The organism is Faecalibacterium sp. AF28-13AC, from assembly GCF_003478405.1.
GTDB classification, from domain to species: Bacteria; Bacillota; Clostridia; order Oscillospirales; family Ruminococcaceae; genus Faecalibacterium; species Faecalibacterium prausnitzii_E.
Genome location: NZ_QUFG01000010.1, coordinates 44,679 through 68,340, shown reverse-complemented (window position 1 = coordinate 68,340; position 23,662 = coordinate 44,679). Strand labels below are relative to the sequence as shown.

The following is a 23,662-nucleotide window of genomic DNA, read 5'->3' as shown; positions in this document are numbered from 1 at the left end:
TCAAGTTTTCTCACATCATATTCCGGAACACGATCTGCGCGATCTGGAAGTACAGGATCAGGCTGCACGCATCGACGATGGTGGTGATGAACGGCGTTGCCATGATGGCCGGGTCGGCACCCAGCTTCTTGGCGGCCAGCGGCAGCATACCGCCCACCAGCTTGGCCAGGATGACGCTGAAGAAGAGCGATACACTGACCACGATGGCGTAACCGATGACATTTTCGTACTGGCCGGGGAAGAGGAAGGTGTACATCAGATAGATGCGCAGGCCGTTCACGATGCCCAGCACCGCGCCCACGATGGCAGAGACGCGGATCTCCTTGCCCAGAACGCGGAGGAAGTCGGCCGGTTCCACCTCGCCCAGCGCCAGACCGCGGACCATCAGGGTGCTGATCTGGTTGCCGCAGTTGCCGGCGGTGTCCATCAGCATGGGCATGAAGGAGACCAGCAGAGGCAGGCTGACGAAGGCTTCCTCGTAGTGGGTGGTGACCATGCCGGTGAAGGTGGCCGACAGCATCAGGATGAGCAGCCAGGGGATGCGCTGCTTGGCGTGGGTCCAGACACTTGTGCCGAAATAAGTCGTTGCATCGTCATCCGGCAGAATGGCCGCCATCTTCTGCATATCCTCGGTGGACTCGTCGGTCAGAACGTCGATTGCATCGTCGATGGTGATGATGCCGACGAACATGCCCTCGTTGTCCAGGACCGGCATGGCCGTGAAGTCGTAGCGCTGCATCTCACGGGCCACATACTCCTGATCGTCCGTGACCTTCACAGCAACGACGTTGTCGTCCATGATGTCGGCAATGGGGGTCTGGGGGTCGGCCAGCAGCAGGCTGCGGGCAGACACAACGCCCAGCAGACGGTTGCGCTCGACGACGTAGTTGGTGTAGACCGTCTCGGCGTTCTCGCCCTGACGGCGGATGGCGGCCAGCGCATCGCTGACGTTCATCTCCTTGCGCAGACGGACGTATTCGGGCGTCATCAGACTGCCGGCCGAGCTTTCGGGGTAGTTCAGCAGCTTATTCAGGCTCTCACGGGTCTGCTTGGAAGATTTCTCCAACACCCGCTTCACAACACCGGCGGGCATATCTTCCAGCAGGTCGGCGGCGTCGTCCAGGCTCATCTCCTCGATGGCGCTAACCAGCTCCACATCCGAGAACGCATTGACGAGGTCATCGCGGGCCTCATCGGACATATAGGCAAAGGCCTCGGTCGCCACTTCCTTTTTCAGCAGGCGGAAGACCACCAGACGGTTGTTTTCGTCCAGTTCTTCCAGCAGCTCGGCCAGGTCGGCGGGCTGCTCTTCTTCGGTGACTTCGCGCAGCTTGACATACTGCTTTTTCACCAGCATTTTCAGCAGGCGGCTCTTGGTCAGCATTTCGGGGTTTGCCTTGACCTCTTCGTCGCGGGCCTCTTCTTCTTCGGCGTCCCGCACATCCTGCTTGAGGTCTTCGGTGGCCTCCTCGCTCAGGTCTTCGGCCAGCTTCCGGCGGACTTCCGCAGGGATATCTGCGGGCAGTTCGGGCACCGGGAGCGATGCTTCCGGGGCCGCGCTCTTTTTTTCTTCCAGTTCCATTTGTGTTCCTCCTTACCGTTTCCGGCGGATCGGACAGCACACAAAACAAAAAGCGCCGCCTGCTTCCCGCAGCGAGCCGTTCTGCCCGCTGCGCGCACCAAGCTGCGCCCTTTCTCCCCGCTGAGAAGTGCCCACACAGCACCTCTTACCGGGCAAAAAAGGCGAACGCAGCTGCTTTCTGGTTCTGCTGTGCCGCAGTTGATCCGTGTCTTCGACTATGATCCGGGTCCATTGTCCTGCGTTCACCTCCTAAAGATCTTATCCACTTTTTATTATAGCGTCCGCAAAAAGGCCGGTCAACCCTAAAACCGCCGAAAGCAGAGGGAAATTTCCGTCAAAAAAGCAGAAAGCCCTTTCCAGCGCTTGCGGAACACTGGAAAGGACTTTCTGTTCGGATATTGCCTTGGTGTGAGGAGGAATCATGTACAAGGAATCGGTTGCGGCCCCGGTTCCTTATGTTCGTAGTATAGCACCGAATGCGCGTTTTTTCATGAAAAACCTATGAAGAAAGTGTAAAATAGCCCGCCGCACACAAAAAATACGCCCCGGTCACCGTTGCCGGTGAGCGGGGCGCTAAAAACGAGATCCGTTTTTGACTGAGGCAAGATCCCTGCAAGGCAGGTCTTATGCTTCAGGCGGAACAAGGTATCTGCGAACAGACCTTATGTTCCTGACACACGCGGGGTGTGCTTTCAAGGACCCTCGCGGGCGCTTTGGTATTTCAAACACCCGGCCCCGCTGCGGATCACTGCCGCAGCAAGGGCGTGGGAAAATGAAATCAGAGACTTGTTGTGCGGAAAGCGTTGTCGCTTTTGTGCACGTTCTTCTTTTGCCGCTGCCGGGGCCAGATCAGCCACAGTTTCGCACTGCTGCGTTGCGCAGTAACCGCCAGTGCGGAGCAGCCGCCTTTCGGACTAGGGTGCCGCTGCGGCGCGTTCCGGCCCAAAACAGGGGAGAAAGATTACTTGTACAGCTCGACCAGACGAGTCAGATGCTCGTAACGATCGTTTGCGACCTGCTCGTTGCGTGCGAACAGCTGCTTTGCGCGCTCCGGGAAGGCACGGGTCAGGCGGCTGTAACGGGTCTCGTTTGCCAGCAGAGCCTGGTACTTCTCGGCGTCGACTGCCTTGGAGGTCAGAGTGAACGGGTTCTTGCCCTGAGCCTTGTTGGCCGGGTTGAAGGTGAACAGGTTCCAGTAACCAGCCTCGACAGCCTTCTTCATCTCGTTCTGGCAGTTGGTCATACCGCCCTTGACACCGTGCAGCTCGCAGGGAGCGTAGCCGATGATCAGAGACGGGCCAGGATAAGCCTCAGCCTCGGCGATCGCCTTGACAGCCTGGTTCATGTTGGCGCCCAGAGCGATCTGAGCGACGTAGATGTAACCATAGGTCATTGCGATCTCGGACAGGCTCTTCTTGCTGATCTCCTTACCAGCAGCAGCGAACTGGCAGACTTCACCAATGTTGGAAGCCTTGGATGCCTGTCCACCGGTGTTGGAGTACATCTCAGTATCGAAGACCATGACGTTGACATCCTCGCCGGAAGCCAGGACGTGATCCAGGCCGCCGAAGCCGATGTCGTATGCCCAACCGTCGCCACCGAAGATCCAGACGGACTTCTTCGCGATGAACTCCTTGCTCTTCAGGATCTCAGCGGACTCGGTGCAGCCAGCGGCAGCAGCCTTCTCCAGCTCAGCGATCAGAGCCTTAGCGGGTTCGTCGTTGGCCTTGGTGTTGTTCTTGGTCTCCATGAACTTGTCGAATGCAGCCTTCAGCTCAGCGGAAGCCTTGTCAGAACCAGCGACCTCAGCGATGCGCTTGATCAGGTTCTCACGGACGGTCTTCTGGCCGAGGTACAGGCCCAGACCATGCTCAGCGTTATCCTCGAACAGGGAGTTGCACCATGCAGGACCATGGCCGCTGTCCTTGTTGACGGTGTACGGAGAGATGGAAGCGGTGCCGCCCCAGATGGAGGAGCAGCCGGTAGCGTTGGAGATGTACATCTTCTCGCCGAACAGCTGGGTGATCAGGCGAGCATAAGAGGTCTCGGCACAGCCTGCGCAGGAGCCAGAGAACTCCAGCAGCGGCTGGTTGAACTGAGAACCGATGACGGTGTCGTCAGCAAACTTGCCGGGCTTCTTGGAGATGTTGGCGACGCAGTAGTCGAAGACTGCCTGCTGGTCGGCCTGGCTCTCCTGAGGAACCATGCTGATGGCCTTGGTGGGGCAGACGGTGACGCACTCGCCGCAGCCCATGCAGTCCAGAGGAGACACAGCCATGACAAACTTGTACTCGTTTGCGGGCTTGTTGTCGCGGCTCTTGGTCTGTGCGGGAGCAGCAGCCAGCTCGTCAGCAGTCAGCTGGAAGGGACGGATGGTTGCGTGAGAGCACACGAATGCGCACTGGTTGCAGCCAACACACTTGGAAGCATCCCACTCCGGAACGTTGACAGCGGTGCCGCGCTTCTCATATGCAGAAGCACCCTGCTCCCACTCGCCGTTTGCATTTGCAACGAAAGCGGAAACGGGCAGGCTGTCGCCGTCCATACGAGCGATGGGCTCCATGACGTCGCGGATCTGCTTGACCAGCTCCGGACGGCCGGTGAGAGCCTTGGGTGCGGGATCAGCTTCGGGGTTGGACCAGGAAGCGGGGACGTCCACCTTGTGGATGGCGTCAACACCAGCATCGATGGCCTTCCAGTTCATCTCGACGACGTCCTGGCCCTTCTTGCCGTAGCTCTTCTGAGCTGCCTGCTTCATGAAGTTGACAGCGTCCTCGATGGGCATGACGTCTGCCAGCTTGAAGAAAGCAGACTGCAGGATGGTATTGGTGCGCTTGCCCATACCGATCTCGATGGCCTTATCGATGGCGTTGATGGTGTACAGCTGAATGTTGTTGTCAGCGATGTACTTCTTGGCCTCAGCGTTCAGGTGCTGGCCCAGCTCCTCATCGGACCACTGGCAGTTGATCATGAACACGCCGCCGGGCTTGACATCCTGGACCATCTTCATGCCCATGTGGATGTAAGCGGGGTTGTGGCAGGCCACGAAGTCAGCCTGGTTGATGTAGTAGGGGCTGCGGATGGGCTTGTCGCCGAAACGCAGGTGGCTGATGGTCACGCCGCCGGTCTTCTTGGAGTCATACTGGAAGTATGCCTGAACATACTTGTCGGTATGGTCGCCGATGATCTTGACGGAGTTCTTGTTTGCGCCGACGGTGCCGTCGCCGCCCAGACCCCAGAACTTGCACTCCTTGGTGCCAGCAGCTGCGGTGATGGGTGCGGGCTTGACTTCGGGCAGGGACAGGCCGGTGACATCATCGGTGATGCCCAGGGTAAAGCGCTCCTTCGGCTGATTCTTCTCCAGCTCCTTGAACAGAGCGAAGATGGAGGACGGGGGAGTGTCCTTGCTGCCCAGGCCGTAGCGGCCGCCGGTCAGGACGACATCGTTCATGCCGGCCTCACGCAGGGTAGCAGCAACATCCAGGTACAGAGGCTCGCCCAGGGAGCCGGGCTCCTTGGTGCGGTCCAGAACTGCGACCTTCTTTGCAGTCTTGGGCAGGACCTTCAGCAGAGCGGAAGAGACCCAGGGACGATACAGGCGGACCTTGACGATACCGACCTTCTCACCCTTGGCGTTCAGGTAATCGACGACCTCATCTGCAACGTCGCAGACAGAGCCCATAGCGATCATGACGCGGTCTGCATCGGGAGCGCCGTAGTAGTTGAACAGATCGTAGTTGGTGCCCAGCTTTGCATTGATCTTGGCCATGTACTTCTCGACGACTGCGGGCAGTGCGTCGTAGACAGAGTTGCAGGCCTCACGATGCTGGAAGAACACGTCGCCGTTCTCGTGGGAACCGCGCATCTTGGGGTGCTCAGGGTTCAGTGCCTTGGCGCGGAACTCCTCAACAGCCTCCATGTTGCACATTTCCTTCAGATCAGCGTAATCCCACTTCTCGATCTTCTGGTACTCGTGAGAAGTACGGAAGCCATCGAAGAAGTTCAGGAAGGGGACCTTGCCCTCGATTGCTGCCAGATGGGCAACCGGGGACAGATCCATGACTTCCTGCACGCTGCTCTCGACCAGCATTGCGAAGCCGGTCTGGCGGCATGCCATGACGTCGCTGTGATCACCGAAGATGTTCAGGGACTGGGTAGCAACGGTACGTGCCGAAACATCGAACACGCAGGGCAGCTGCTCTGCAGCGATCTTGTACATGTTGGGGATCATCAGCAGCAGGCCCTGAGAAGCGGTGAAGGTGGTGGTAACAGCACCTGCACCCAGAGAGCCGTGCACAGCGCCGGCAGCGCCGGCCTCAGACTCCATCTCGACGACCTTGACCTGGTTGCCGAAGATGTTCTTCTGGCCAGCTGCGGACCACTGGTCCACAGAGTCAGCCATCGGAGAAGACGGGGTAATGGGGTAGATGGCAGCCACGTCCGTGTAGGCATATGCTACATGAGCGGCAGCGGTATTGCCATCCATGGTTTGCTTTGCTCTAGGCATTTTTCTTCCTCCATTGTTCAGAATTTGGTACCTTTTGCGCGGGGCAATAAGCGCCCCGGCGGGGCCGGAGAACCCCAAAAGGCACTATTGCTCGTATACTATAATAACAAATTCCGCTTCTAAAGTAAACGCAAACCCACTGGCAAAACGCAACAAAATTTCACGATTTTTTTTGTTGGTTTTTTACGCTTGTGTTTTTGGTGGGATTCATTCTTGCAGAATTTTAAGTTTTTGGCCAATGGAGCGATTTTTTCTTAACTTTTCCTTAATTTTGAATTGACAATCGTACAGGAAATGCCGTAAACTGGAGCCAGTGATTTATCCGGGCCGGAGCAGGCTCCGGCTCGTTCAGAAAGGACGCAGAAACGATGGACGCAGCACATTTTGAGAAGAAACTGACCAGCGAGGTGCTCTTCGAGGGCCGGGTCATCACCCTGACCAAGGACACCGCCCTGCTGGAGAACGGGAAGACCGCCACCCGCGAAGTGGTGCACCACCACGGCGGTGCCTGCATCGTGCCTTACTTTGAGGACGGCACCATCTGCATGGTGCGCCAGTTCCGCTATGCCATGCAGCAGGAGCTGTGGGAGCTGCCCGCCGGCAAGCTGGAAGCGGGCGAAGACCCCTTTGAAGCCGCTAAGCGCGAACTGGAAGAGGAGTGCGGCCTGACCGCCGAGCACTACACCTCGCTGGGCGAATTTTACCCCACCGTGGGCTACGACACCGAGGTCATCTACACCTGGGTGGCCACCGGCCTGAAGGAGACCCACATGCACCTGGACGCCGACGAGTTCCTGACACCCGACCGTGTGCCGCTGCAGAAAGCCTATGAGATGGTCATGAGCGGCGAGATCAAGGACGGCAAAACTGTGGCAGGCGTGCTCAAGCTGAAGGCCCTGCTGGACGAGGGCAAACTGTGATCCTCTATCAGGATGCGGCCCTTGTGGTCGTGAACAAACCGGCAGGCCTGTCCAGTGAGGCCGGCCTGCCCGCCCGGCTGCGGGAGCTGTGGGGGCAGCCGGACGCCTATGTGGGCATCGTGCACCGGCTGGACACCGGCGTGTCCGGCCTGATGGTCTGTGCCAGGACCCCGAAGGCCGCCGCCGCGCTGACACGGCAGATCACCCAGAGCCAGGAAGCCTACGCCGTGCTGGACGGCCGGGCTGCACCCACCCAAAATACGCTGCCCGCACCGGTCTTTACCAAGCAGTACCGGGCCGTCCTTGCCGGGGCACCGGACGAAACGCTGCCGGAACACGGCATCCTGCGGGACTATCTGTTCAAGGACAGCCGGAAGGGCCGGGTCTTCCCGGTCAGCCGCCCGCGCAAAGGGGTGCGGGAAGCCGTGCTCGAATACCGCATCACCGCCTCGAACGGAACCCTGAGCCTTGCGGACATCACTCTCCACACCGGGCGGACCCATCAGATCCGGGTGCAGTTCGCCTCCCGGCGGCATCCGCTCTGGGGCGACGGCAAATACGGCAGCCATTTCAAGGGAACCATTGCACTGCAGAGCGCACGGCTCTGTTTTCTGCACCCGGAGACCGGGGAGCCGATGAAGTTCGCATTGGAAAAGCCGGAGACCGCGCCATGGAACGTTTAGCATCCGTCTTCGGCAGGTCGGTCCACTCTATTTTTTCGCCTTCGGCTTGAACACAGCCGGGCCTTGTTGTCTGGGGAACGAAGCTATGGAACAACAAACATACAAAACAGACGCCGCGATCTATGATGTGCTGGAGCGGGAGATCATCGACCTGACCATCCGCCCCGGAAGCTCGCTGAGCGAGAACCCGCTCTGCACCCGGTTCGGGGCACCGCGGTCGCTCATCCGGGTCGTTTTGCAGAAACTGCAGGAAAACGGGCTGGTGAAGATCGTGCCCTACAAGGGCACCACCGTTACCCGGCTGAACCGCGAGATCGTGGAGGAGCTGATCTACGAGCGCACCGCCGTGGAGGCCCGTGTACTGCGGGATTTTTCGCCCCGGTGCACCCCGGAACAGCGGGCCCTCATCCGGAAGCGGGCCGCTGCTTACGAGGCTCTGGCCCATGCCGAGCACCCGGACTTCAACCGTCTGTACGAGGCCGACCGCCTGCTCCACGAGACCTGGTTTGCCGCCATGGGGAAGATGTACCTCTGGCGGACGTTGCAGAACGCCCACGCCGACTACAGCCGGTTCCGGATGCTGGACACCATCACCAGCGGCGGGCTGGCCGAGGTCATCGCAGACCACACCAACCTCATCGACGCCATCGAGCGCTGCGACATGGCTGCATTTGAGCCGCTGGTGGAGCGGCACCTCTACGGCGGCATCCGGCGGCTTGGCTCCAAGCTCACCGAGGAATATGCCGACTATTTTGAACCGGAATCATAAAACTTGCGCTTCAACCACAAAAGGACCCGCGCCGCAGGGCATTCACTCTGCGGCGCGGGTCCTTTTTCTGTGGGGTCGGAGAAAACGCCTGGCCCTGGGGGAAGGGCCGTAGGCATGATTACAGTGTGTTGGCGCGGTTCAGCACAAAGCTGCGGGTCTCGTTCGGGGCAAAGTACGGCGTATACTGGATGCCGATCTGCTCCCAGTTGCTCGGAACGACCGCATAGATCTTGATGCAGCCCGTCTCCTTCGGGTTCAGGTTATCCCGCACACCGTAGCTCTTCAGGCCGGTCTCGTCCGTCAGATAACCGATCTCCGCATGGCCGATCTTGCCGCTGTCCGACGTCATCTTGAAATCGCTCTTGCCCAGCGTCTCATACTGGTTGTTATAGATCGCCTTCAGCACCTCGGCCAGTTCGGTCTCCGTGGTATTTCCCATCTTGACCGTCTGCTCCGACTGATTTTCCAGCCCGATGCACACGGTGATGAACGTTTTTCCTGCATAGTTCCCGACCATGCCCGAAATCTTATCCTGGCGATAGCCCAGCAGCTTTACGTTCACTCCATTGATCTGTGTGGACTCACCCACGCCGTACACGGTGTCTTTCGATCCTCCGCCCGATGGGGAGCATCCTGCGAAGATGCCGGATGCAGTCACAGCCAGTGCAGCAGCACCTGCACACTTCAGAAAAACGCGGCGGCTCATATTGGTTGCCATATTCGGTACCTCCTTATGAATGGTCTGGTATTGCAACATTTCCGACCATTGTTGGAAATGTTGTTTTCTGCCCTGAGCATATCAAATCTCCGGAGGTTTTGCAAGCGAAATCTGCACCAAAAACCGGCCGGGCTGCGTTTCTTTGTACGAAATTTCAGTAAAGAAACTTTGCCGTTTTCTCAAAGCCGCAGAAATTGCGCACGAACCGGCAAAAAACACAGCAGCTCTTCCAAAGTCCCCCTGCATTTCTTGGCCACTGTGCCGAAAATGCAGGAGGCCGTGCTGCGGCGCATGTGCGAAATATTTTTTTACGAATGCAAGGCTCAGTGAAAACGTTTCCGTCAGAGGACGCCGGTGAGGAAGATCTCCAGACCGATGCCGATGAGGATGACGCCGCCCAGGATGGATGCCTTGCCGGCCAGCTTGGTGCCGAATTGTTTGCCGATGTGCAGACCGGCCATGCAGAGGACGAAGGTGACTGCGGCGATGATGACCGCTGCCGCCAGCGCCATCGTCCAGTCGTACTCCGAGATGGTGAATCCGACGGAAAGGGCGTCGATGCTGGTGGCCACGCCCTGCACGAAGAGGGCACCGGCGCTCAGCTCAATGGCCTCCTCGGTCTCTTCGCCCCGGATGCCCTCCAACAGCATCTTGCCGCCGATGTACGCCAGCAGGATGAGGGCGATCCAGGGGATGAACATCTCAAAGGACGAGAACAGCTCGACAATGGTGTGGACGCAGACCCAGCCCGTCATGGGCATGACCGCCTGAAACACACCGAAAGCGCCCGCGATGATGCACATCCTCCTGACGGACATTTTGGGGTCGTGCAGGCCGTTCGCCATCGAGACCGAGAACGCATCCATGGCAAGGCCCACGCCCAGCAATCCACTGTTGAAGAAAAACAAGAAATTCCATTCCATACAAACATGCCTCCTAAATCGGACCGGAATCTGGTGCGGCAAAAGCAAAACCCGGAATCGGCGCGCGTACACGTCCGATTCCGGGTCATTTTCTACATCCGGACTCCATGTGTTGGGCGTGGTACTCGCACCAAAACACATGGGTCTCGCAAATGAAAGCAAGCCAGACCGCGACCGGCGGCCATTGTGTTGACTTGCTGCGCCGTCTGCAAACAGCGCCTGCTACTCCCCCATGGGATTTGTTATTGTTTGGTTATTTTATCACACGTTCCGGGCGAAGTCCAGACTAACTTTCCCTTTCAGGCCGAAGCCTTCCGGGTTTCGTGCTCAATTTTCAGAGTCTGCTTCGGGGGTCTCCGCAGCCGAGGCCTCGTCGGCTGCTTCCATCGCGGCCAGCTGCTCGGCGGTGGGTTCATCGCCCTCCTCCGCCTCGATGGCTGCGGTCTGGGCCTCGTCGTCATGGTCGGTACGGGCCAGGACCATGACCTTGTCGCTCTCGCCCAGGCGCATGACGCGGACGCCGGAGCCATAGCGGCTCTGCACCGGGATGGAGTCAGCATGGAAGCGGATGATGATGCCCTCCTGACTGCTCAGCAGGATATCGTCCACATCATCGACGATCTTGACGGCTGCGACCTTATCCTTGGAGGCATCGTAGTTGCGGATGCCCTTGCCGCCGCGGGCCGTGATGCGATAGGTGTCGATCTCGGAGCGGCGGCCCTTGCCGTTTTCGGTCACGGTCAGGACAGTCGCGCCCTCGCGGCAGATGCAGACGCCGACGACCTCGTCGCCCTCGGCCAGCTTGATGGCTCGGACGCCGTGGCCGCTGCGGCCCATCGGGCGGGCATCCTCCTCGTTGAAGCGGATGGCCTGGCCGTTGCGGGTGGCAACGATGAGCATATCGTGGCCGGTGGTCAGGCGGGTCCAGGCCAGCGCATCGCCCTCGTTCAGGGCAATGCCGATCAGGCCGGAACGGCGGATGTTGGCATACTGTTCCAGCGGGGTGCGCTTGATGAGGCCCTGCTTGGTGACCATCGTCACGAAGCCGCCCTCCTGTTCTGCGTCCTTGCTCTGGCAGATCATGTTCGTGACTTTTTCGCCTTCCGCCAGCTGCAGCAGGTTCACGATGTTGGTGCCCTTGCTGGTGCGGCTGCCCTCGGCGATGGTGTAGCCCTTGATGCGGAACAGACGGCCCCGGTCGGTGACGAACAGGACATAATCGTGGGTGGAACCGACGAACATCTCCTGCACGATGTCTTCTTCCTTGCGGGTCATGCCGGAAATGCCGCGGCCGCCGCGCTTCTGGGCCTGATAGGTGGCCTTGAGCTGGCGCTTGATATAACCGGCCTCGGTCAGGGTATAGACGCACTGCTCCTCGGCAATGAGGTCTTCGATGTCCACTTCGCCGTTCACGGTCTCGATCTCGGTGCGGCGCTCGTCACCGAAGCGCTTCTTCATCTCCAGCAGCTCATTCTTGACGATCTCCAGCACACGGGCGTCATTGGACAGGATGTCCTCCCAATCCCGGATCTTAGCCTGCAAAGCACCCAGCTCTTCCTCGATCTTCAGGATCTCCAGACCGGCCAGACGGCCCAGCTGCAATTTCACGATGGCGTCGGCCTGCGGGTCATCAAAGCCGAAGCGCTCCATGATGGCGGTCTTTGCCTCGCTCATGCCGCCCTTGCAGGCGCGGATGGTGGCGATCAGCTCGTCCACGATGTCGGTGGCCTTCTTCAGGCCTTCGAGGATGTGGGCGCGCTCCCGTGCCTTTTTCAGGTCATATTGGGTCCGGCGGCGGACGACCTCATCCTGGAACTCGACGTACTTCTGGATCATCTGCTTCAGGGTCAGGACCTTCGGCACCTTGTGGTCGATGGCCAGCATGATGACGCCCACGGTATCCTGCAGCTGGGTGTACTGGTACAGCTGGTTCAGGACGACCTGGGGGTTGGCGTCCTTGCGCACGTCGATGACGATGCGCATTCCCTTGCGGTTGGTCTCATCGTTCAGGTCGCTGATGCCCTCGATCCGCTTGTCCTTCACGAGGTCTGCAATGTTCTCGATGAGGCGCGCCTTATTGACCATGTACGGGATCTCCGTCACGATGATCTGGGCGCGGCCGTTCTTCTTTTCCTCGATGGTGGCGCGACCGCGCAGGGTGATCTTGCCGCGGCCGGTGGCGTAGGCAGCACGGATGCCGCTGCGGCCCATGATGATGCCGGCGGTGGGGAAGTCCGGGCCTTTGATATGCTCCATCAGACCGGGCAGGTCGATGTCCGGGTCTTCGATATACGCCACACAGCCGTCGATGACCTCGCTCAGGTTGTGGGGCGGGATGTTGGTGGCCATGCCGACCGCGATGCCCTGGCTGCCGTTGACCAGCAGGTTCGGGAAGCGGCAGGGCAGAACGCTGGGTTCCTTCTTCGTCTCATCGAAGTTGGGGTCCCAGTTGATGGTATCCTTATCGATATCGGTCAGCATCTCGACAGCCATCCGGCTCATGCGGGCCTCGGTGTAACGGTAAGCAGCCGGGGGGTCGCCATCCACGGAACCGAAGTTGCCCTGGCCGTCCACCAGCGGATAGCGCAGTGAGAAATCCTGCGCCAGACGGACCATGGCATCGTAGACCGACGCGTCGCCGTGGGGGTGGTAGGAGCCCAGCACCGCACCGACGGTATCCGCCGACTTGCGGTAGGGATGGCTGGGGTCGTTGCCGCGCTCGTGCATGGTGTAAAGGATGCGGCGGTGGACCGGCTTCAGACCGTCGCGCACATCGGGCAGCGCACGGGACACGATGACCGACATGGAGTAGTCCAGGAACGCCGTCTCGATCTCTTTCTTGACGTCGCGGATGATCTTTTTGGTACCGCTGCCCGGTATCATCACAAAATCTTCTTCCATTTTTTCCTCCGTAGGATCAACCCTCTCAGTCAATGCCCTGCGGCATTGACAGCTCTCCCAAAGGGCGAGCTTTTTTGCGTGAGAAGGGAACGTTTATCTTTTGCCGATAAGCTCCCCCTTAGGGGGAGCTGGCGCGTCAGCGCCTGAGAGGGATATCAGACATCCAGCTTTGCATACTGTGCATTCGCCTCGATGAAGCGGCGGCGGGGCTCGACCTGGTCGCCCATCAGGATGGTGAAGGCTTCGTCGGCCTTTTCGGCATCCTCGATGGTGATCTGCACGATGACGCGGTTGTCGGGGTTCATGGTGGTCTCCCAGAGCTGTTCCGGGTTCATCTCACCAAGGCCCTTATAGCGGTTGACCTTTGCACCCGGCATTTCCTGCGAGAGTACGGCCATCTCGGCGTCGTTGTAGGCATACTTGATGGTGCTGCCCTTCTGCACCTTGAACAGGGGCGGCTGGGCAACGTAGACATGGCCCTGCTCGATGAGGGGGCGCATATAGCGGAAGAAGAAGGTCAGCATCAGGGTGCAGATGTGCGAACCATCGACATCGGCATCGGCCATGATGAAGACTTTGTCATACCGCAGCTTGGAGATATCAAATTCCTCGCCGATGCCGCAGCCCAGCGCCAGCACGACCGGCATCAGCTTATCGTTGCCGTAGATGCGGTCGGCACGGGCCTTTTCGACGTTCAGCATCTTGCCCCAGAGGGGAAGGATGGCCTGGATGGCCGAGTCCCGGCCCATCTTGGCCGAGCCGCCTGCAGAGTCGCCCTCGACGATGAAGATCTCGGTGCGGGAGGGGTCTTTCTCGCGGCAGTCGGCCAGCTTGCCGGGCATCCGGCTGGTCTCCAGCGCACTCTTGCGGCGGACCAGTTCGCGTGCCTTTTTGGCAGCGGCGCGGGCGCGGGCGGCCTGGGTGGCCTTTTCGAAAATAGCCTTGGCCACGCCGGGGTTCTCCTCAAAGAACTCCATCAGCTTGGTGTAGACCATGTTGGAGACGAGGGTGCGGATCTCGGTGTTGCCGAGCTTCGCCTTGGTCTGGCCCTCGAACTCGGCCTCCTGCAATTTGACCGAGATGACGCAGATGAGGCCCTCGCGGACATCGGAGCCGGACAGGTTCTCATCCTTGTCCTTCAGCAGGCCGTGGCTGCGGCCGTAGTCGTTGAAGACGCGGGTCAGGCTGGTGCGGAAGCCCTCTTCGTGGGTGCCGCCGTCCGGGGTGTTGACGTTGTTCGCAAAGCTCAGCACCAGCTCGTTGTAGCTGGAGTTGTACTGCAATGCGATCTCGGCCATGCCGCGGTCGGTCTGTCCCTTGAGGTAAATGACGTTGGGATGCAGAACTTCGAGGTTCCGCTTCTCGTTCAGGTAGGTGACGAAGCTCTTGATGCCGCCCTCGTAGCACATGACCTCGGTGCGGTAGCAGGGGTCGCCCTCCTGACCGTCCTCCAGAACGGGGGTGTACAGCTCGCGCTCATCGGTCAGGGTGATCTTGACACCGGCATTCAGGAAGCTCTCCTCACGCAGACGCTTTTCCAGCGTCTCAAAGTTGTAGACGGTGGTATCCTTGAACATCTCCGGGTCCGGCTTGAAGGTGACGCGGGTGCCGGTGACGCCCGGCTCCACGGTGCCGATGCACTTCAGGGGGCCGTCCGGGTCGCCGCGGCGGAAGGTCTGCTCATATTCGTGGCCGTCGCGGCGGACGTTGACGGTCAGCCACTCGGAGCAGGCATTGACGACCGATGCGCCGACGCCGTGCAGGCCGCCGGCCACCTTGTAGCCGGAGTTCTCGCCGCCGAACTTGCCGCCGGCGTGGAGGATGGTATAGACGACGGTGACAGCGGGCAGGCCGGTATCCGCCTGGATATCCACGGGGATGCCGCGGCCGTTGTCGGTGACCTGGATGATGTTGTCCTTCAGGATCTTGACTTCGATGTGGTCGCAGTAACCGGCCAGAGCCTCGTCGATGGCGTTGTCCACGATCTCGTAGACCAGATGATGCAGGCCCCGCTCGCCGGTCGAGCCGATATACATGCCGGGGCGCTTGCGCACAGCCTCCAGGCCCTTCAGGACCTGGATCTCGCTGGCGTTATACTCGTGGTCCGTTGCGGTTTCCGCGTTGGTGCTGGTGATGATTTCCTCTGCCATATCCTTTCTCCCTTTATCGTTAGATTTGAATGGCCTGCTTTTCCGGCATTGCGCTGCAATGCCGGCTCCCCAAAGCGGGAGCCTCCGGCAGGCCGGATTCGTTGATTTCATTTTGCCTTCGGCTCATTTTCACAGCCGGGCTGTTCAGAACGGCGCTTCCGTTCTCTTTTTCATCGCGGTGCTGGACAGCTCCGAAAGATACACGGTATCCACCGGCGCATCGGCCAGCACGTAGCACTGGGGCAGTTCTTCCGAAAGGCTGACCACCGCGCCGTTCTTCTGGGCGTAGTTCAGAAACTCCCGCCCGCGGGGGGAGATGGTGGTCGTCTCCAGATTGAAGATGCCGATGACGTCCCGGTCGTTCAGGACATAGTCGCGCCCCAGATGAATATACATTTCGTATTATCTCCAGTTTCAGCACTGTGATTGCGAGAGTGCCAATTACAGTTTGGTCAGCACCCCACCGTTCATGCGGTAGACCTCGCCGTCCGTCTTGAGGAAGGCGGTATCGTCGCAGCTGGTGACGAAGGTCTGCTTTTCCCGCATCCGGGTCAGCAGATACTGCTTGCGGCCGTCGTCCAGTTCGCTGAGCACATCGTCCAGCAGGAGCACCGGGTGTTCGCCGGTGATGGACGCTGCGGCAGCGGCTTCGGCCATTTTCAGGCTCAGCACCACGCTGCGCTGCTGTCCCTGACTGGCGAACACTTTGGCGGGCTGGCCGTCCAGAAGAAGTTCCAGGTCCTCCCGGTGGGGGCCGCAAAGGCTCTGCCCGGCCCGCAGTTCCTCGTTCTGCCGGGCCCGCAGCAGAGCGGCCAGACCGCCCGGCTCGAACTGGGCCGCATAGCGCAGCTCCATCCGCTCCGCGCCGTGGGAAAGCTCGGCGTAGTTGGCGCAGGCGAGGGGGCCCAGCTGTTCCAGATAAGCCCGCCGCCGCCGCTGGATGGCCTCGCCCTGCGCGGCAAGCTCGGTATTGAGCACTTCCAGCAGGGCCGTCTTTTCAGCGTAGGGCCGTTCCGGCGTGGTGCCGGAATGGCGCAGCAGCGCATTTTTCTGCTGCAACGCCCGGACATAGCGGCGGTAGATGGTCAGATAGCCGGGGTAGAGCTGACACAAGGCAGCGTCCAGAAATTTCCGGCGTCCCTCCGGGGCACCTTTGACAAGGCTCAGGTGTCCGGGGTCAAAGACGACGGCAGGAAAGCTGCCTGCCAATGCCGCCGCCCGTTTGGGCGGGGCACCGTTCACGGCGGCGTACCGCCCCGGCCGGGCGGAATCCGGCATTCCGATGGTCATCCGGACGCGGTTCGGCGTGTCCGGTTCCTGCTCTTCCTGCTGTGCCCGGAGGGTGGACGCTTCCAGCACGGCGAAGGATTCGCCCCGCCGCACCAGTTCGGCGTCCTTGCCGCCCCGGAAGCTCTTTCCGCCGGTCAACAGCCAGATGGCTTCCAGCAGGTTGGTCTTGCCCTGGCCGTTGTTGCCGCAGATGACGGTCAGCTCCCGGCCCGGCGTCAGGCTGGCCGAGGCGATGTTGCGATAATTTTGAACTTCCAGTGAGAGCAGACGCATGGTTTACTGTCCCTGGCCGATGGTCACGCTCTGGCCGTCCAGTTCGACGACATCTCCGGCGCGGCACTTTTTGCCCCGCATGGTGCAGACTTCGCCGTTCACTTTGACGGCACCGTTCTGCACCAGCTCCTTGGCTTCGCCGCCGGTCTCGCACAGGCCCGCATATTTCAGCAGGGCATCCAGCTTGATAAATTCCGTATGGATGAGAATTTTTTGCATATTACGCCTCTCAATCGTTCTTGAAACGGACGGGCAGGACGAGGTACAAAAAGTCGTTCCCCTCGGCGGGCAGGACCTTGACCGGGCTCAGCGGGCCGCTGATCTCCAGCCGGACCTGCTCGGTGCGGGCATTCCGCAGCGCATCCAACAGATAGCGGTTGTTGAAGCCGATCTCCACATCGTCACCTTCGCATTTGGCGTTGAACTCGTCCACGACGCGGCCCAGATTGGTCTGGCAGCGGACCACGACTTTACCCTCTGTAAAACTGATGCGGAGGGGATTTTTTAGACGCTCTGTAATAATCAGGGACGCGCGCTCGATGGTCTCGATAAATTCCTTGGTGTCCAGCGTCACGCGGGTGCGGCTGCCGTCCGGGATGACATTGTGATAGTTGAGGAATTCGCCCTCGATGAGGCGGCTCATGATGGTGTAACCGGCGGTCATGAAGACGACATACCGGCGGTTGGCACAGATGTGGACGGCTTCCTCGTCGTCGTTGGCCAGCAGGTGGGAGACCTCGTTCATGGTCTTGCTGGGCACGATGATCCGGATGTCCTTTACGGCCTTGACCGGGCGCTCGACGATGGCCAGACGGTAGCCGTCCAGGGCCACCACGGTCAGCTTATCGGGCAGGATCTCGAATAATTCACCGGTATGCGCAGGTTTTTTCTCATCCTGACTGACGGCATAGAGGGTGCGGTCGATCATATCGCGCAGTACGCCGGTCGGGATGTTCAGGGTCTCCTCGGCGCCGGTGTTGGGCAGCTCCGGGAAATCGGTGGCCGACATGGACTGGATTTCGAACTGGGCCACGCCGCTCTGGATGGTGGTCTTGCCGTTTTCGGCAGACTGGATCGTGATCTGACCGGAGGGCATCCGGCTGACCATGCTGCTGAGCAGCTTGGCATTCAGCACGATCTCGCCGGGCTCCTTGACATTGGCCTCGATGGTGGTCACGATGCCCATTTCGAGGTCGTAGCCGGTCAAGGTCAGTTGAAAACCTTCGGCTTTCAGCAGGATGCCTTCGAGCACGGGGATGGTGGAGCGGAGGGTGACGGCTTTGGAAACGCCGTCGATGGCTGCGCTCAGCAGGGTCTTATCGCAGATGATGTTCAATCTATCGTCTCTCCTTATTTTGGATTCGTTTGTTCAGGAAGTCTTCCGTATGGGATGGCTGCAAAACCGCCTTCTGTATATTGAACTTGTTGTAGTAATCGTAGTAGGGGGTGGGGAAGATGTTGAAAAGTCGGAAAGTGTCTGGTTTCATGCGGGGCAGGGGTTTTCCACGGGGTTGTGAATGGGTCGTGGAAGAAGTGTTGAATCGTGTGGTCGGCGGTTTCTTTCCACATCCGATGTGGATTGTGGGTGTTAAATGTTGAAAACTCTGTGGAAAGAGTGGAAAGATCCGCCCCTTTGCCACAACATCTTGTTCCAGTTTTCCCCGAAAGGCCCCTTTTTCTCCCATATTTGGTGGTTTGCCGCCTGAAATAGTATGACTTTTGCAGTATTCTTCGGGTTTACGCCTTGACGTTTTTGATGATGTCGCTGACCGTCTCGCGCAGGTGCTGGTCGTTCTTCATGTCCCGCTCCATGGTCTTGAGGGAGTAGACGATGGTGGAATGGTCCCGGCCGGAGAACTCACGGCCGATCTCCTCCATGCTCATGCCGGTGACTTCGCGCAGGATGTAGATGGCGACGCGGCGGGCGGAGGCGACGTTGGCGTTCCGCTTGGTGCCGCGGATGTCGGCGGGGGAGACGTTGAAGGTGCGGGACACCTCGCCCACGATCTTCTCGATGGTCACGGGCACCGGCTGGGTCTCGTTCAGGATGTCCTTGATGGCATTCTGCGCCACGCTGATGACGGGCTGGATGCCCTCCAGCATGTAGTAGGCGTTGAGTTTTTTCACTGCACCTTCCAGCTGGCGGATGTTGTTCTTCAGGTGGTTGGCGATGAACTCCGCCACATCTTCGGGCAGGTCAAGGTGGAGCAGCTCGGCCTTGCGCTTGACGATGGCCACGCGGGTCTCGAAATCCGGCGGCTGGACATCGGCGGTCAGGCCCCACTCAAAGCGGGTGCGCAGGCGCTCTTCCAGGCTCTTGATCTCCTTGGCCGGGCGGTCGGATGCGATGACGATCTGCTTGTGGGCGTCGTGCAGGGAGTTGAAGGTGTGGAAGAACTCTTCCTGGGTGGACTCCTTGCCCGCAATGAACTGGATATCGTCTACCAGCAGCAGGTCGGCCACGCGGTACTTCATCCGGAAGTCCTCGGTGCTGCCCGCGCGGATGGCGGCGATCAGCTCGTTGGTGAACTGCTCACAGGTCACGTACATGATGACGAAATCGGGGTGGGTGCGCTTGATCTCGGTCTGGATGGCCGTCAGCAGATGGGTCTTGCCCAGACCGGAGCCGCCGTAGATGAACAGCGGGTTGTAGGCGCCGGAAGGGTTGGCCGCGACCGCCTGCGCAGCAGCAAACGCAAACTGGTTGGACGGGCCCTTGATGAAGTTTTCGAAGGTGAACTCGTAGTTGCCCTGCGGGGAGGCGGGGTTCGCCTCGTACTGCTGCGCCAGCACGACCTCGTGCGGCGGGGTGCTGGGCACCACGAGGGTGATGTCCACATCAAAGCCCAGCACGGTCTTGAAGGCTTCCTTGAGCAGGCCGAGGTAGCGGTCCGTCACGATCTTGCAGATGAAGTCGTTCCGCACCGAAAGGGTGATGTGGCTTGAGTCCTCGAAGCTGATGGGCTCCAGGCCATCGATATAGAGATTATAGGTCGGCTCGGCCATCTGCGTTTTGCAGTACGCCTGCGCGGCCTCTAAAACGTCCTTGAAAGAATCCATAAAACATCCACTCCATTGAAGTTTTCAACAATGCTGCTGATACCAGGTTAGTATACCACAAAAATCTCCCTACGTCTACATTCTATAATGTAATTTATAATACATAAGAAAAGACGCACCTGCGTCCGTCTGCAAGGCTTGTGTCCAACACCCAAATCAGCCACAAGATATGGTGGAAGAAAAGTTTTCCACGGGGAATGAGTGAAAAAGTTGAAAGATTTTTCACACCCGGTTTTGAAAAAAGTTTGCTGGAAAGCGAAAAAAATGCTTGACAGAAGGGGATAGTGTGCGATATACTGTTGAATTGCAAGCCTGTCCCCATTTTGGGACCAGAATAGACCCCATCACCGGGGACGAGTTTTTACGGAGGATACAACCATGAAGAGAACTTTTCAGCCCAAGAAGCGTCAGCGCAAGGAAGTTCATGGCTTTCTGACCCGCATGAGCACCAAGAACGGCCGCAAGGTCATCAATGCTCGCCGTGCAAAGGGACGCAAGAGCCTGACCGTCTGATCCAGCTGCGTTGAGCAATGGGTCCGGCGCAGAATTGAACATGCGCACAAAAGGCCGCTGATATCGAATTGGCGGTCTTCTTTTTTATTTTCGCGCGGTTTGACTAAAAAATATTCCGAAGATTTGGCACAAAAAACGTCCGGACAGGCTTTTCATGTCGGCGTTTTTTTGCTATACTGATTTTGAACTTTGCCTTTTGGGCAGAGTACCTGATTTTACCAGAAAAGGAGGCGCCGAAGGAGTGCGCTATCGTCCCATCCGCCGCAACAGCGAATATGGCCGCGTGTATGCCCGCGGCAAGTCCTATGTGAACCCGGCGCTGGTGCTGTACGTCCTCAAGACTCGCGGCAAAAAGACCCGCGTGGGCCTGACGGCCACCAAAAAGATCGGCCATGCCGTGCAGCGCAACCGTGCCCGCCGCGTGATGAAGGCGGCCATCGACGAGCATCTGGACTACAACATCGGCGGCTACGACCTCGTGTTTGTGGCGCGGGGCATCACCCCGCACCTCAAGAGCTGGCAGCTCAGCGAAGTGGTGGCCAAACTCTTTGCACAGGCCGGTCTGCCGGACAAGGCCAAACAGCCGGGAGCCCGGCCACCGGCCACGGTTCCGCCGGCTCAGAAGCCGGCCCCGCAGGAATGAGCCTTTCGCAGGGATGCCGGAACGCGCTCTGCGCGCCCATCCGATTCTACCAGCGCTTCATCAGCCCCGGCCTTGGGCGCAGCTGCCGCTTTTCGCCTTCGTGCAGCCAGTACACGCTGGAGGCCATCCAGACCCATGGCTGCCTGAAAGGGCTGCTGCTGGGCGCGGCCCGCATCGCCCGGTGCAATCCGCTGGGCCGCTGGGGGTATGACCCCGTCCCCCCGAAGGGAAGGTGGGTCAGCCCGGAGCGGAAGCTCTCGGCCGCACGGCTCTTCCGGGCCAGACGGAGCCATCGCTCCTGAAAAATCAGCTTCTTGTGACGCACCGAACTGTGGGCGGTGTGTCCTTCTCATAAAAAATTTATCGTCCCGCGCCACAGGCGGGGCAGAATGGACGAAGATATGAATCCTTTATACATCCTCGGCTGGCCTCTCGGCTATGTAATGGAGTGGATCTACAAGCTGATCCCGAACTATGGCTGGGACATCATCCTGTTCACCCTGCTGATCACGCTCGTCAAGATCCCGCTGCAGATCAACCAGCAGAAGAGCATGGCCCGGATGTCCGCCTACCAGCCTCTGGTCGCCGACATCCAGAAGAAGTACCGCGACAAGCCCGACAAGCAGCAGGAAGAGCTGATGAAGCTGCAGGAGCAGGGCTACAAGCCCACCGCAGGCTGTATGCCCATGCTGGTCAACTTCCTGGTCATGTTCGGCGTCATCGAGGTCGTGTACCGCCCGCTGCAGCGCATCTTCCACATCGGTGCCGATGCTCTGACCGCTGCCGGTGAGGCCCTGACGACCCTTGGCATCAGCTTCACCACCGTGACCCGCGACACCAACATCATCGCGCAGGTCATTGCGGGCGAGAGCACTGTCACCAGCTGCTTCACCCCGGACCAGGTCAGCACCATGACCGAGTTCGGCCAGCACATGGATTTCTTCGGCATCGACCTGACCCGTGTGCCTCAGTACAGCCTGGCCGCAGAGAACCTGCCCCTGCTGATCTTCCCCGTCCTGGCCATCGTGACCATGTTCATCTCCACCCACATCAGCATGAAGGCCTCCGGCCAGCAGATGCAGGGCAGCATGAAGCTGACCATGTATATGATGCCGCTGATGTATCTGTTCTTCTGCTTCACGGTCCCCTGCGCATTCTCCCTGTACTATGTCGTCTCCAACATCCTCATGACTGTGCAGAGCATCATCATGAAGAAGATCTACGACCCCGAAAAGGTGAAGGCTGAAGTTCTGGCGGAGATGGCAGCCCGCAAAAAGGAGCAGAAGCGCGGTGTGAAGAGCACCACCATCAAGGTCACGGACGAGAAGACCGGCGAGACGGTCGAGAAGAACATCTCCGCCAGCGAGATGAACAAGCGCCGCTTGGAGTATGCCCGCCAGCTGGACGCAGAGCGCTACAAGGACGAGCGCACCGTTCCGCTGAGTGAGCTGAACAAGAAAGAGGAGGAATAACGGTTATGATCCGTACTCAGGAAGCAACCGGCAAGACGGTTGATGAAGCCCGCGCAAAGGCCTGCGCCCTGCTGGGTGTGCAGGCTGAGGATATGAATGTGAGCTACGAAGTGCTGGAAATGCCGCAGAAGACGGGATTCCTGGGCCTGAAACTGACCCCCGCCAAGGTGCGGGTCAGCGTGGAGGAGCCCGATGCACCCAAGGCTCCGGAGGCACCCGCCGCCGCAGAGGCACCGGCAGCGGCTCCCGTAGAGGAGAAGGTGGAAGTGCCCGCCGCACCCGCTGCGGAGGAAGCTGCTCCGGCCGAGGAACCCAAGGCTGAGGAGGCTGCTCCCGCAGAGGAAGCCGAAGAGGTGGAAGTGCCCATCAACATCGAAGAGAACAGCAAGGTCAAGGCCGCTGTGGAATATCTGCAGGAAGTCATCACCCGGATGGGCGTCAATGACGTGACCTTCAGCGCCGTGCAGAAGGGCGAAGCCACCATCATCCGTCTGGATGGCGAGAAGCTGGGTGCCCTCATCGGCCGCCGCGGCGAGACCATGGAGAGCCTGTCCTATCTGGCAAGCCTGGTGGCCAACCGTCTGGAAGGCGATTACATCAAGCTGGGTCTGGATGTGGCCGGTTACCGCGACAAGCGCGAGAGCGATCTGACCGCTCTGGCGCAGCGCATCGGTGCCAAGGTCCGCAAGACCGGCCGCAGCTTTGCCATGGAGCCGATGAACCCCTACGAGCGCCGCATCATCCACTCTGCCATCGGCAAGATGGAGGGTGTCCGCAGCGAGAGCAAGGGCGAAGGCCGTGACCGCCGTGTGGTCATCTACTCCACGGCACCCGATGCCCAGACCGACAACACCTACGGCGAGCGCCGCCCGCGCGGCAACGGCCGCCGGAACGGTGGAAACCGGAATGGCGGCTATCGCGGGAACCGGAACGGTGACCGCAATGGCAGCAATCGCGGCGGCTACCGCAGCGGACCCCGCCCGGCAGGCAGCCGCGGTGGCCGCGGCTCCAGTGTGCCGGAGCGCACCTATGCGCCCCGCGACGCGGAGGATGCAGCACCCGTAGCACCCAAGCGCACCGAGCGCGTGGACGACTTCGCCGATTTCAGCTTCGGCAAGATCGAGATCTGATCGCTGAGTTTTGAACCATGCTGCCCCTTTCTGGTGGAAAACTGCCGGGGAGGGGCAGCTTTTGTTTTGCACCCAGGCCGCCTGCGAAGAAAAACTTCCCTTTTTCGTCGGTTCGTGGTACAATAAAT

Annotated in this window: 19 protein-coding genes; 8 read left to right on the top strand and 11 right to left on the bottom strand. The window is 59.6% G+C overall.

Annotated elements, in window-relative coordinates; translation table 11 throughout:
- Positions 1-10 precede the first annotated feature (10 nt).
- Both mgtE and nifJ read right to left on the bottom strand, forming a co-directional pair.
- Positions 11-1,582, bottom strand: coding sequence for a magnesium transporter (gene mgtE / locus DWY95_RS13560; RefSeq protein WP_118553908.1), 1,572 nt, complete (start codon positions 1,580-1,582; stop codon positions 11-13).
- Between the two features lie 961 nt (positions 1,583-2,543).
- Positions 2,544-6,089, bottom strand: coding sequence for a pyruvate:ferredoxin (flavodoxin) oxidoreductase (nifJ, locus tag DWY95_RS13555; protein ID WP_118553907.1), 3,546 nt, complete (start codon positions 6,087-6,089; stop codon positions 2,544-2,546).
- Positions 6,090-6,457: 368 nt separating this feature from the next.
- On the opposite strand from nifJ, the gene DWY95_RS13550 reads away from it, so the two are divergent.
- The 3 genes from DWY95_RS13550 (at position 6,458) to DWY95_RS13540 (ending at position 8,461) form a co-directional block, all read left to right on the top strand.
- Positions 6,458-7,009, top strand: a complete 552-nt coding sequence (locus DWY95_RS13550) for an NUDIX hydrolase (RefSeq protein ID WP_118553906.1) — start codon at positions 6,458-6,460, stop codon at positions 7,007-7,009.
- The gene (locus DWY95_RS13545; protein WP_118553905.1) at positions 7,006-7,692 is read left to right on the top strand and encodes an RluA family pseudouridine synthase; all 687 of its coding nucleotides are present in this window, start codon (positions 7,006-7,008) and stop codon (positions 7,690-7,692) included. The genes DWY95_RS13550 and DWY95_RS13545 overlap by 4 nt, the downstream gene beginning before the upstream one ends.
- 85 nt (positions 7,693-7,777) lie before the next feature.
- The gene (locus tag DWY95_RS13540) at positions 7,778-8,461 is read left to right on the top strand and encodes a GntR family transcriptional regulator (protein ID WP_118553904.1); all 684 of its coding nucleotides are present in this window, start codon (positions 7,778-7,780) and stop codon (positions 8,459-8,461) included.
- Between the two features lie 118 nt (positions 8,462-8,579).
- Here DWY95_RS13540 and DWY95_RS13535 read toward each other — a convergent pair whose 3' ends face one another.
- The 9 genes from DWY95_RS13535 to dnaA all read right to left on the bottom strand — a co-directional run bounded on the left by DWY95_RS13535 (position 8,580) and on the right by dnaA (position 19,776).
- Complete coding sequence (locus DWY95_RS13535; RefSeq protein WP_118553903.1) at positions 8,580-9,179, bottom strand: hypothetical protein; 600 nt, start codon at positions 9,177-9,179, stop codon at positions 8,580-8,582.
- A gap of 341 nt (positions 9,180-9,520) precedes the next feature.
- A complete protein-coding gene (locus DWY95_RS13530; protein ID WP_118553902.1) occupies positions 9,521-10,102 on the bottom strand; it encodes a manganese efflux pump in 582 nt (193 codons plus the stop codon).
- Between the two features lie 327 nt (positions 10,103-10,429).
- Positions 10,430-13,003, bottom strand: a complete 2,574-nt coding sequence (gene gyrA, locus DWY95_RS13525) for a DNA gyrase subunit A (protein WP_118553901.1) — start codon at positions 13,001-13,003, stop codon at positions 10,430-10,432.
- Positions 13,004-13,158: 155 nt separating this feature from the next.
- Positions 13,159-15,153, bottom strand: a complete 1,995-nt coding sequence (gene gyrB, locus DWY95_RS13520; RefSeq protein ID WP_097791272.1) for a DNA topoisomerase (ATP-hydrolyzing) subunit B — start codon at positions 15,151-15,153, stop codon at positions 13,159-13,161.
- 144 nt (positions 15,154-15,297) lie between these two features.
- Positions 15,298-15,549 (bottom strand): DUF370 domain-containing protein, encoded by a 252-nt coding sequence (locus tag DWY95_RS13515; RefSeq protein ID WP_118553900.1) that lies wholly within the window; start codon positions 15,547-15,549, stop codon positions 15,298-15,300.
- A 45-nt stretch (positions 15,550-15,594) separates the two neighbouring features.
- Positions 15,595-16,716: a DNA replication/repair protein RecF gene (locus tag DWY95_RS13510; protein WP_118553899.1), complete on the bottom strand. Its 1,122-nt coding sequence runs from the start codon at positions 16,714-16,716 to the stop codon at positions 15,595-15,597.
- A gap of 3 nt (positions 16,717-16,719) precedes the next feature.
- On the bottom strand, positions 16,720-16,935 hold the full coding sequence (locus DWY95_RS13505) for an RNA-binding S4 domain-containing protein (protein ID WP_097791275.1): 216 nt from the start codon (positions 16,933-16,935) through the stop codon (positions 16,720-16,722).
- A 10-nt stretch (positions 16,936-16,945) separates the two neighbouring features.
- Positions 16,946-18,052, bottom strand: a complete 1,107-nt coding sequence (dnaN, locus tag DWY95_RS13500) for a DNA polymerase III subunit beta (RefSeq protein ID WP_097791276.1) — start codon at positions 18,050-18,052, stop codon at positions 16,946-16,948.
- Between the two features lie 401 nt (positions 18,053-18,453).
- Positions 18,454-19,776 carry a chromosomal replication initiator protein DnaA gene (gene dnaA / locus DWY95_RS13495; protein ID WP_005929139.1) on the bottom strand — a complete coding sequence of 441 codons (1,323 nt, stop codon included), beginning with the start codon at positions 19,774-19,776 and terminating at the stop codon, positions 18,454-18,456.
- Between the two features lie 378 nt (positions 19,777-20,154).
- On the opposite strand from dnaA, the gene rpmH reads away from it, so the two are divergent.
- The 5 genes from rpmH to jag all read left to right on the top strand — a co-directional run bounded on the left by rpmH (position 20,155) and on the right by jag (position 23,534).
- The gene (gene rpmH, locus DWY95_RS13490; protein ID WP_005924258.1) at positions 20,155-20,289 is read left to right on the top strand and encodes a 50S ribosomal protein L34; all 135 of its coding nucleotides are present in this window, start codon (positions 20,155-20,157) and stop codon (positions 20,287-20,289) included.
- A 241-nt stretch (positions 20,290-20,530) separates the two neighbouring features.
- Complete coding sequence (gene rnpA, locus DWY95_RS13485) at positions 20,531-20,932, top strand: ribonuclease P protein component (protein WP_118553898.1); 402 nt, start codon at positions 20,531-20,533, stop codon at positions 20,930-20,932.
- Complete coding sequence (gene yidD, locus DWY95_RS13480) at positions 20,929-21,234, top strand: membrane protein insertion efficiency factor YidD (protein ID WP_097791278.1); 306 nt, start codon at positions 20,929-20,931, stop codon at positions 21,232-21,234. Before rnpA ends, yidD begins: the two co-directional genes overlap by 4 nt.
- Before the next feature lie 87 nt (positions 21,235-21,321).
- Positions 21,322-22,404, top strand: a complete 1,083-nt coding sequence (locus tag DWY95_RS13475) for a YidC/Oxa1 family membrane protein insertase (RefSeq protein ID WP_118553897.1) — start codon at positions 21,322-21,324, stop codon at positions 22,402-22,404.
- Between the two features lie 5 nt (positions 22,405-22,409).
- Positions 22,410-23,534, top strand: a complete 1,125-nt coding sequence (jag, locus tag DWY95_RS13470; protein ID WP_118553896.1) for an RNA-binding cell elongation regulator Jag/EloR — start codon at positions 22,410-22,412, stop codon at positions 23,532-23,534.
- Positions 23,535-23,662: the final 128 nt, after the last annotated feature.

What these genes read in the sequence shown, in the direction of transcription:
- DWY95_RS13475 (WP_118553897.1), top strand. Translation starts at nt 21,322, where the DNA reads ATGGACGAAGATATGAATCCTTTATACATCCTCGGCTGGCCTCTCGGC.
- DWY95_RS13530 (WP_118553902.1), bottom strand. Translation starts at nt 10,102, where the DNA reads ATGGAATGGAATTTCTTGTTTTTCTTCAACAGTGGATTGCTGGGCGTG.
- gyrB (WP_097791272.1), bottom strand. Translation starts at nt 15,153, where the DNA reads ATGGCAGAGGAAATCATCACCAGCACCAACGCGGAAACCGCAACGGAC.
- DWY95_RS13535 (WP_118553903.1), bottom strand. Translation starts at nt 9,179, where the DNA reads ATGGCAACCAATATGAGCCGCCGCGTTTTTCTGAAGTGTGCAGGTGCT.
- gyrA (WP_118553901.1), bottom strand. Translation starts at nt 13,003, where the DNA reads ATGGAAGAAGATTTTGTGATGATACCGGGCAGCGGTACCAAAAAGATC.
- DWY95_RS13515 (WP_118553900.1), bottom strand. Translation starts at nt 15,549, where the DNA reads ATGTATATTCATCTGGGGCGCGACTATGTCCTGAACGACCGGGACGTC.
- dnaA (WP_005929139.1), bottom strand. Translation starts at nt 19,776, where the DNA reads ATGGATTCTTTCAAGGACGTTTTAGAGGCCGCGCAGGCGTACTGCAAA.
- DWY95_RS13505 (WP_097791275.1), bottom strand. Translation starts at nt 16,935, where the DNA reads ATGCAAAAAATTCTCATCCATACGGAATTTATCAAGCTGGATGCCCTG.
- DWY95_RS13540 (WP_118553904.1), top strand. Translation starts at nt 7,778, where the DNA reads ATGGAACAACAAACATACAAAACAGACGCCGCGATCTATGATGTGCTG.
- yidD (WP_097791278.1), top strand. Translation starts at nt 20,929, where the DNA reads ATGAGCCTTTCGCAGGGATGCCGGAACGCGCTCTGCGCGCCCATCCGA.
- rpmH (WP_005924258.1), top strand. Translation starts at nt 20,155, where the DNA reads ATGAAGAGAACTTTTCAGCCCAAGAAGCGTCAGCGCAAGGAAGTTCAT.
- nifJ (WP_118553907.1), bottom strand. Translation starts at nt 6,089, where the DNA reads ATGCCTAGAGCAAAGCAAACCATGGATGGCAATACCGCTGCCGCTCAT.
- mgtE (WP_118553908.1), bottom strand. Translation starts at nt 1,582, where the DNA reads ATGGAACTGGAAGAAAAAAAGAGCGCGGCCCCGGAAGCATCGCTCCCG.
- jag (WP_118553896.1), top strand. Translation starts at nt 22,410, where the DNA reads ATGATCCGTACTCAGGAAGCAACCGGCAAGACGGTTGATGAAGCCCGC.
- DWY95_RS13550 (WP_118553906.1), top strand. Translation starts at nt 6,458, where the DNA reads ATGGACGCAGCACATTTTGAGAAGAAACTGACCAGCGAGGTGCTCTTC.
- DWY95_RS13510 (WP_118553899.1), bottom strand. Translation starts at nt 16,716, where the DNA reads ATGCGTCTGCTCTCACTGGAAGTTCAAAATTATCGCAACATCGCCTCG.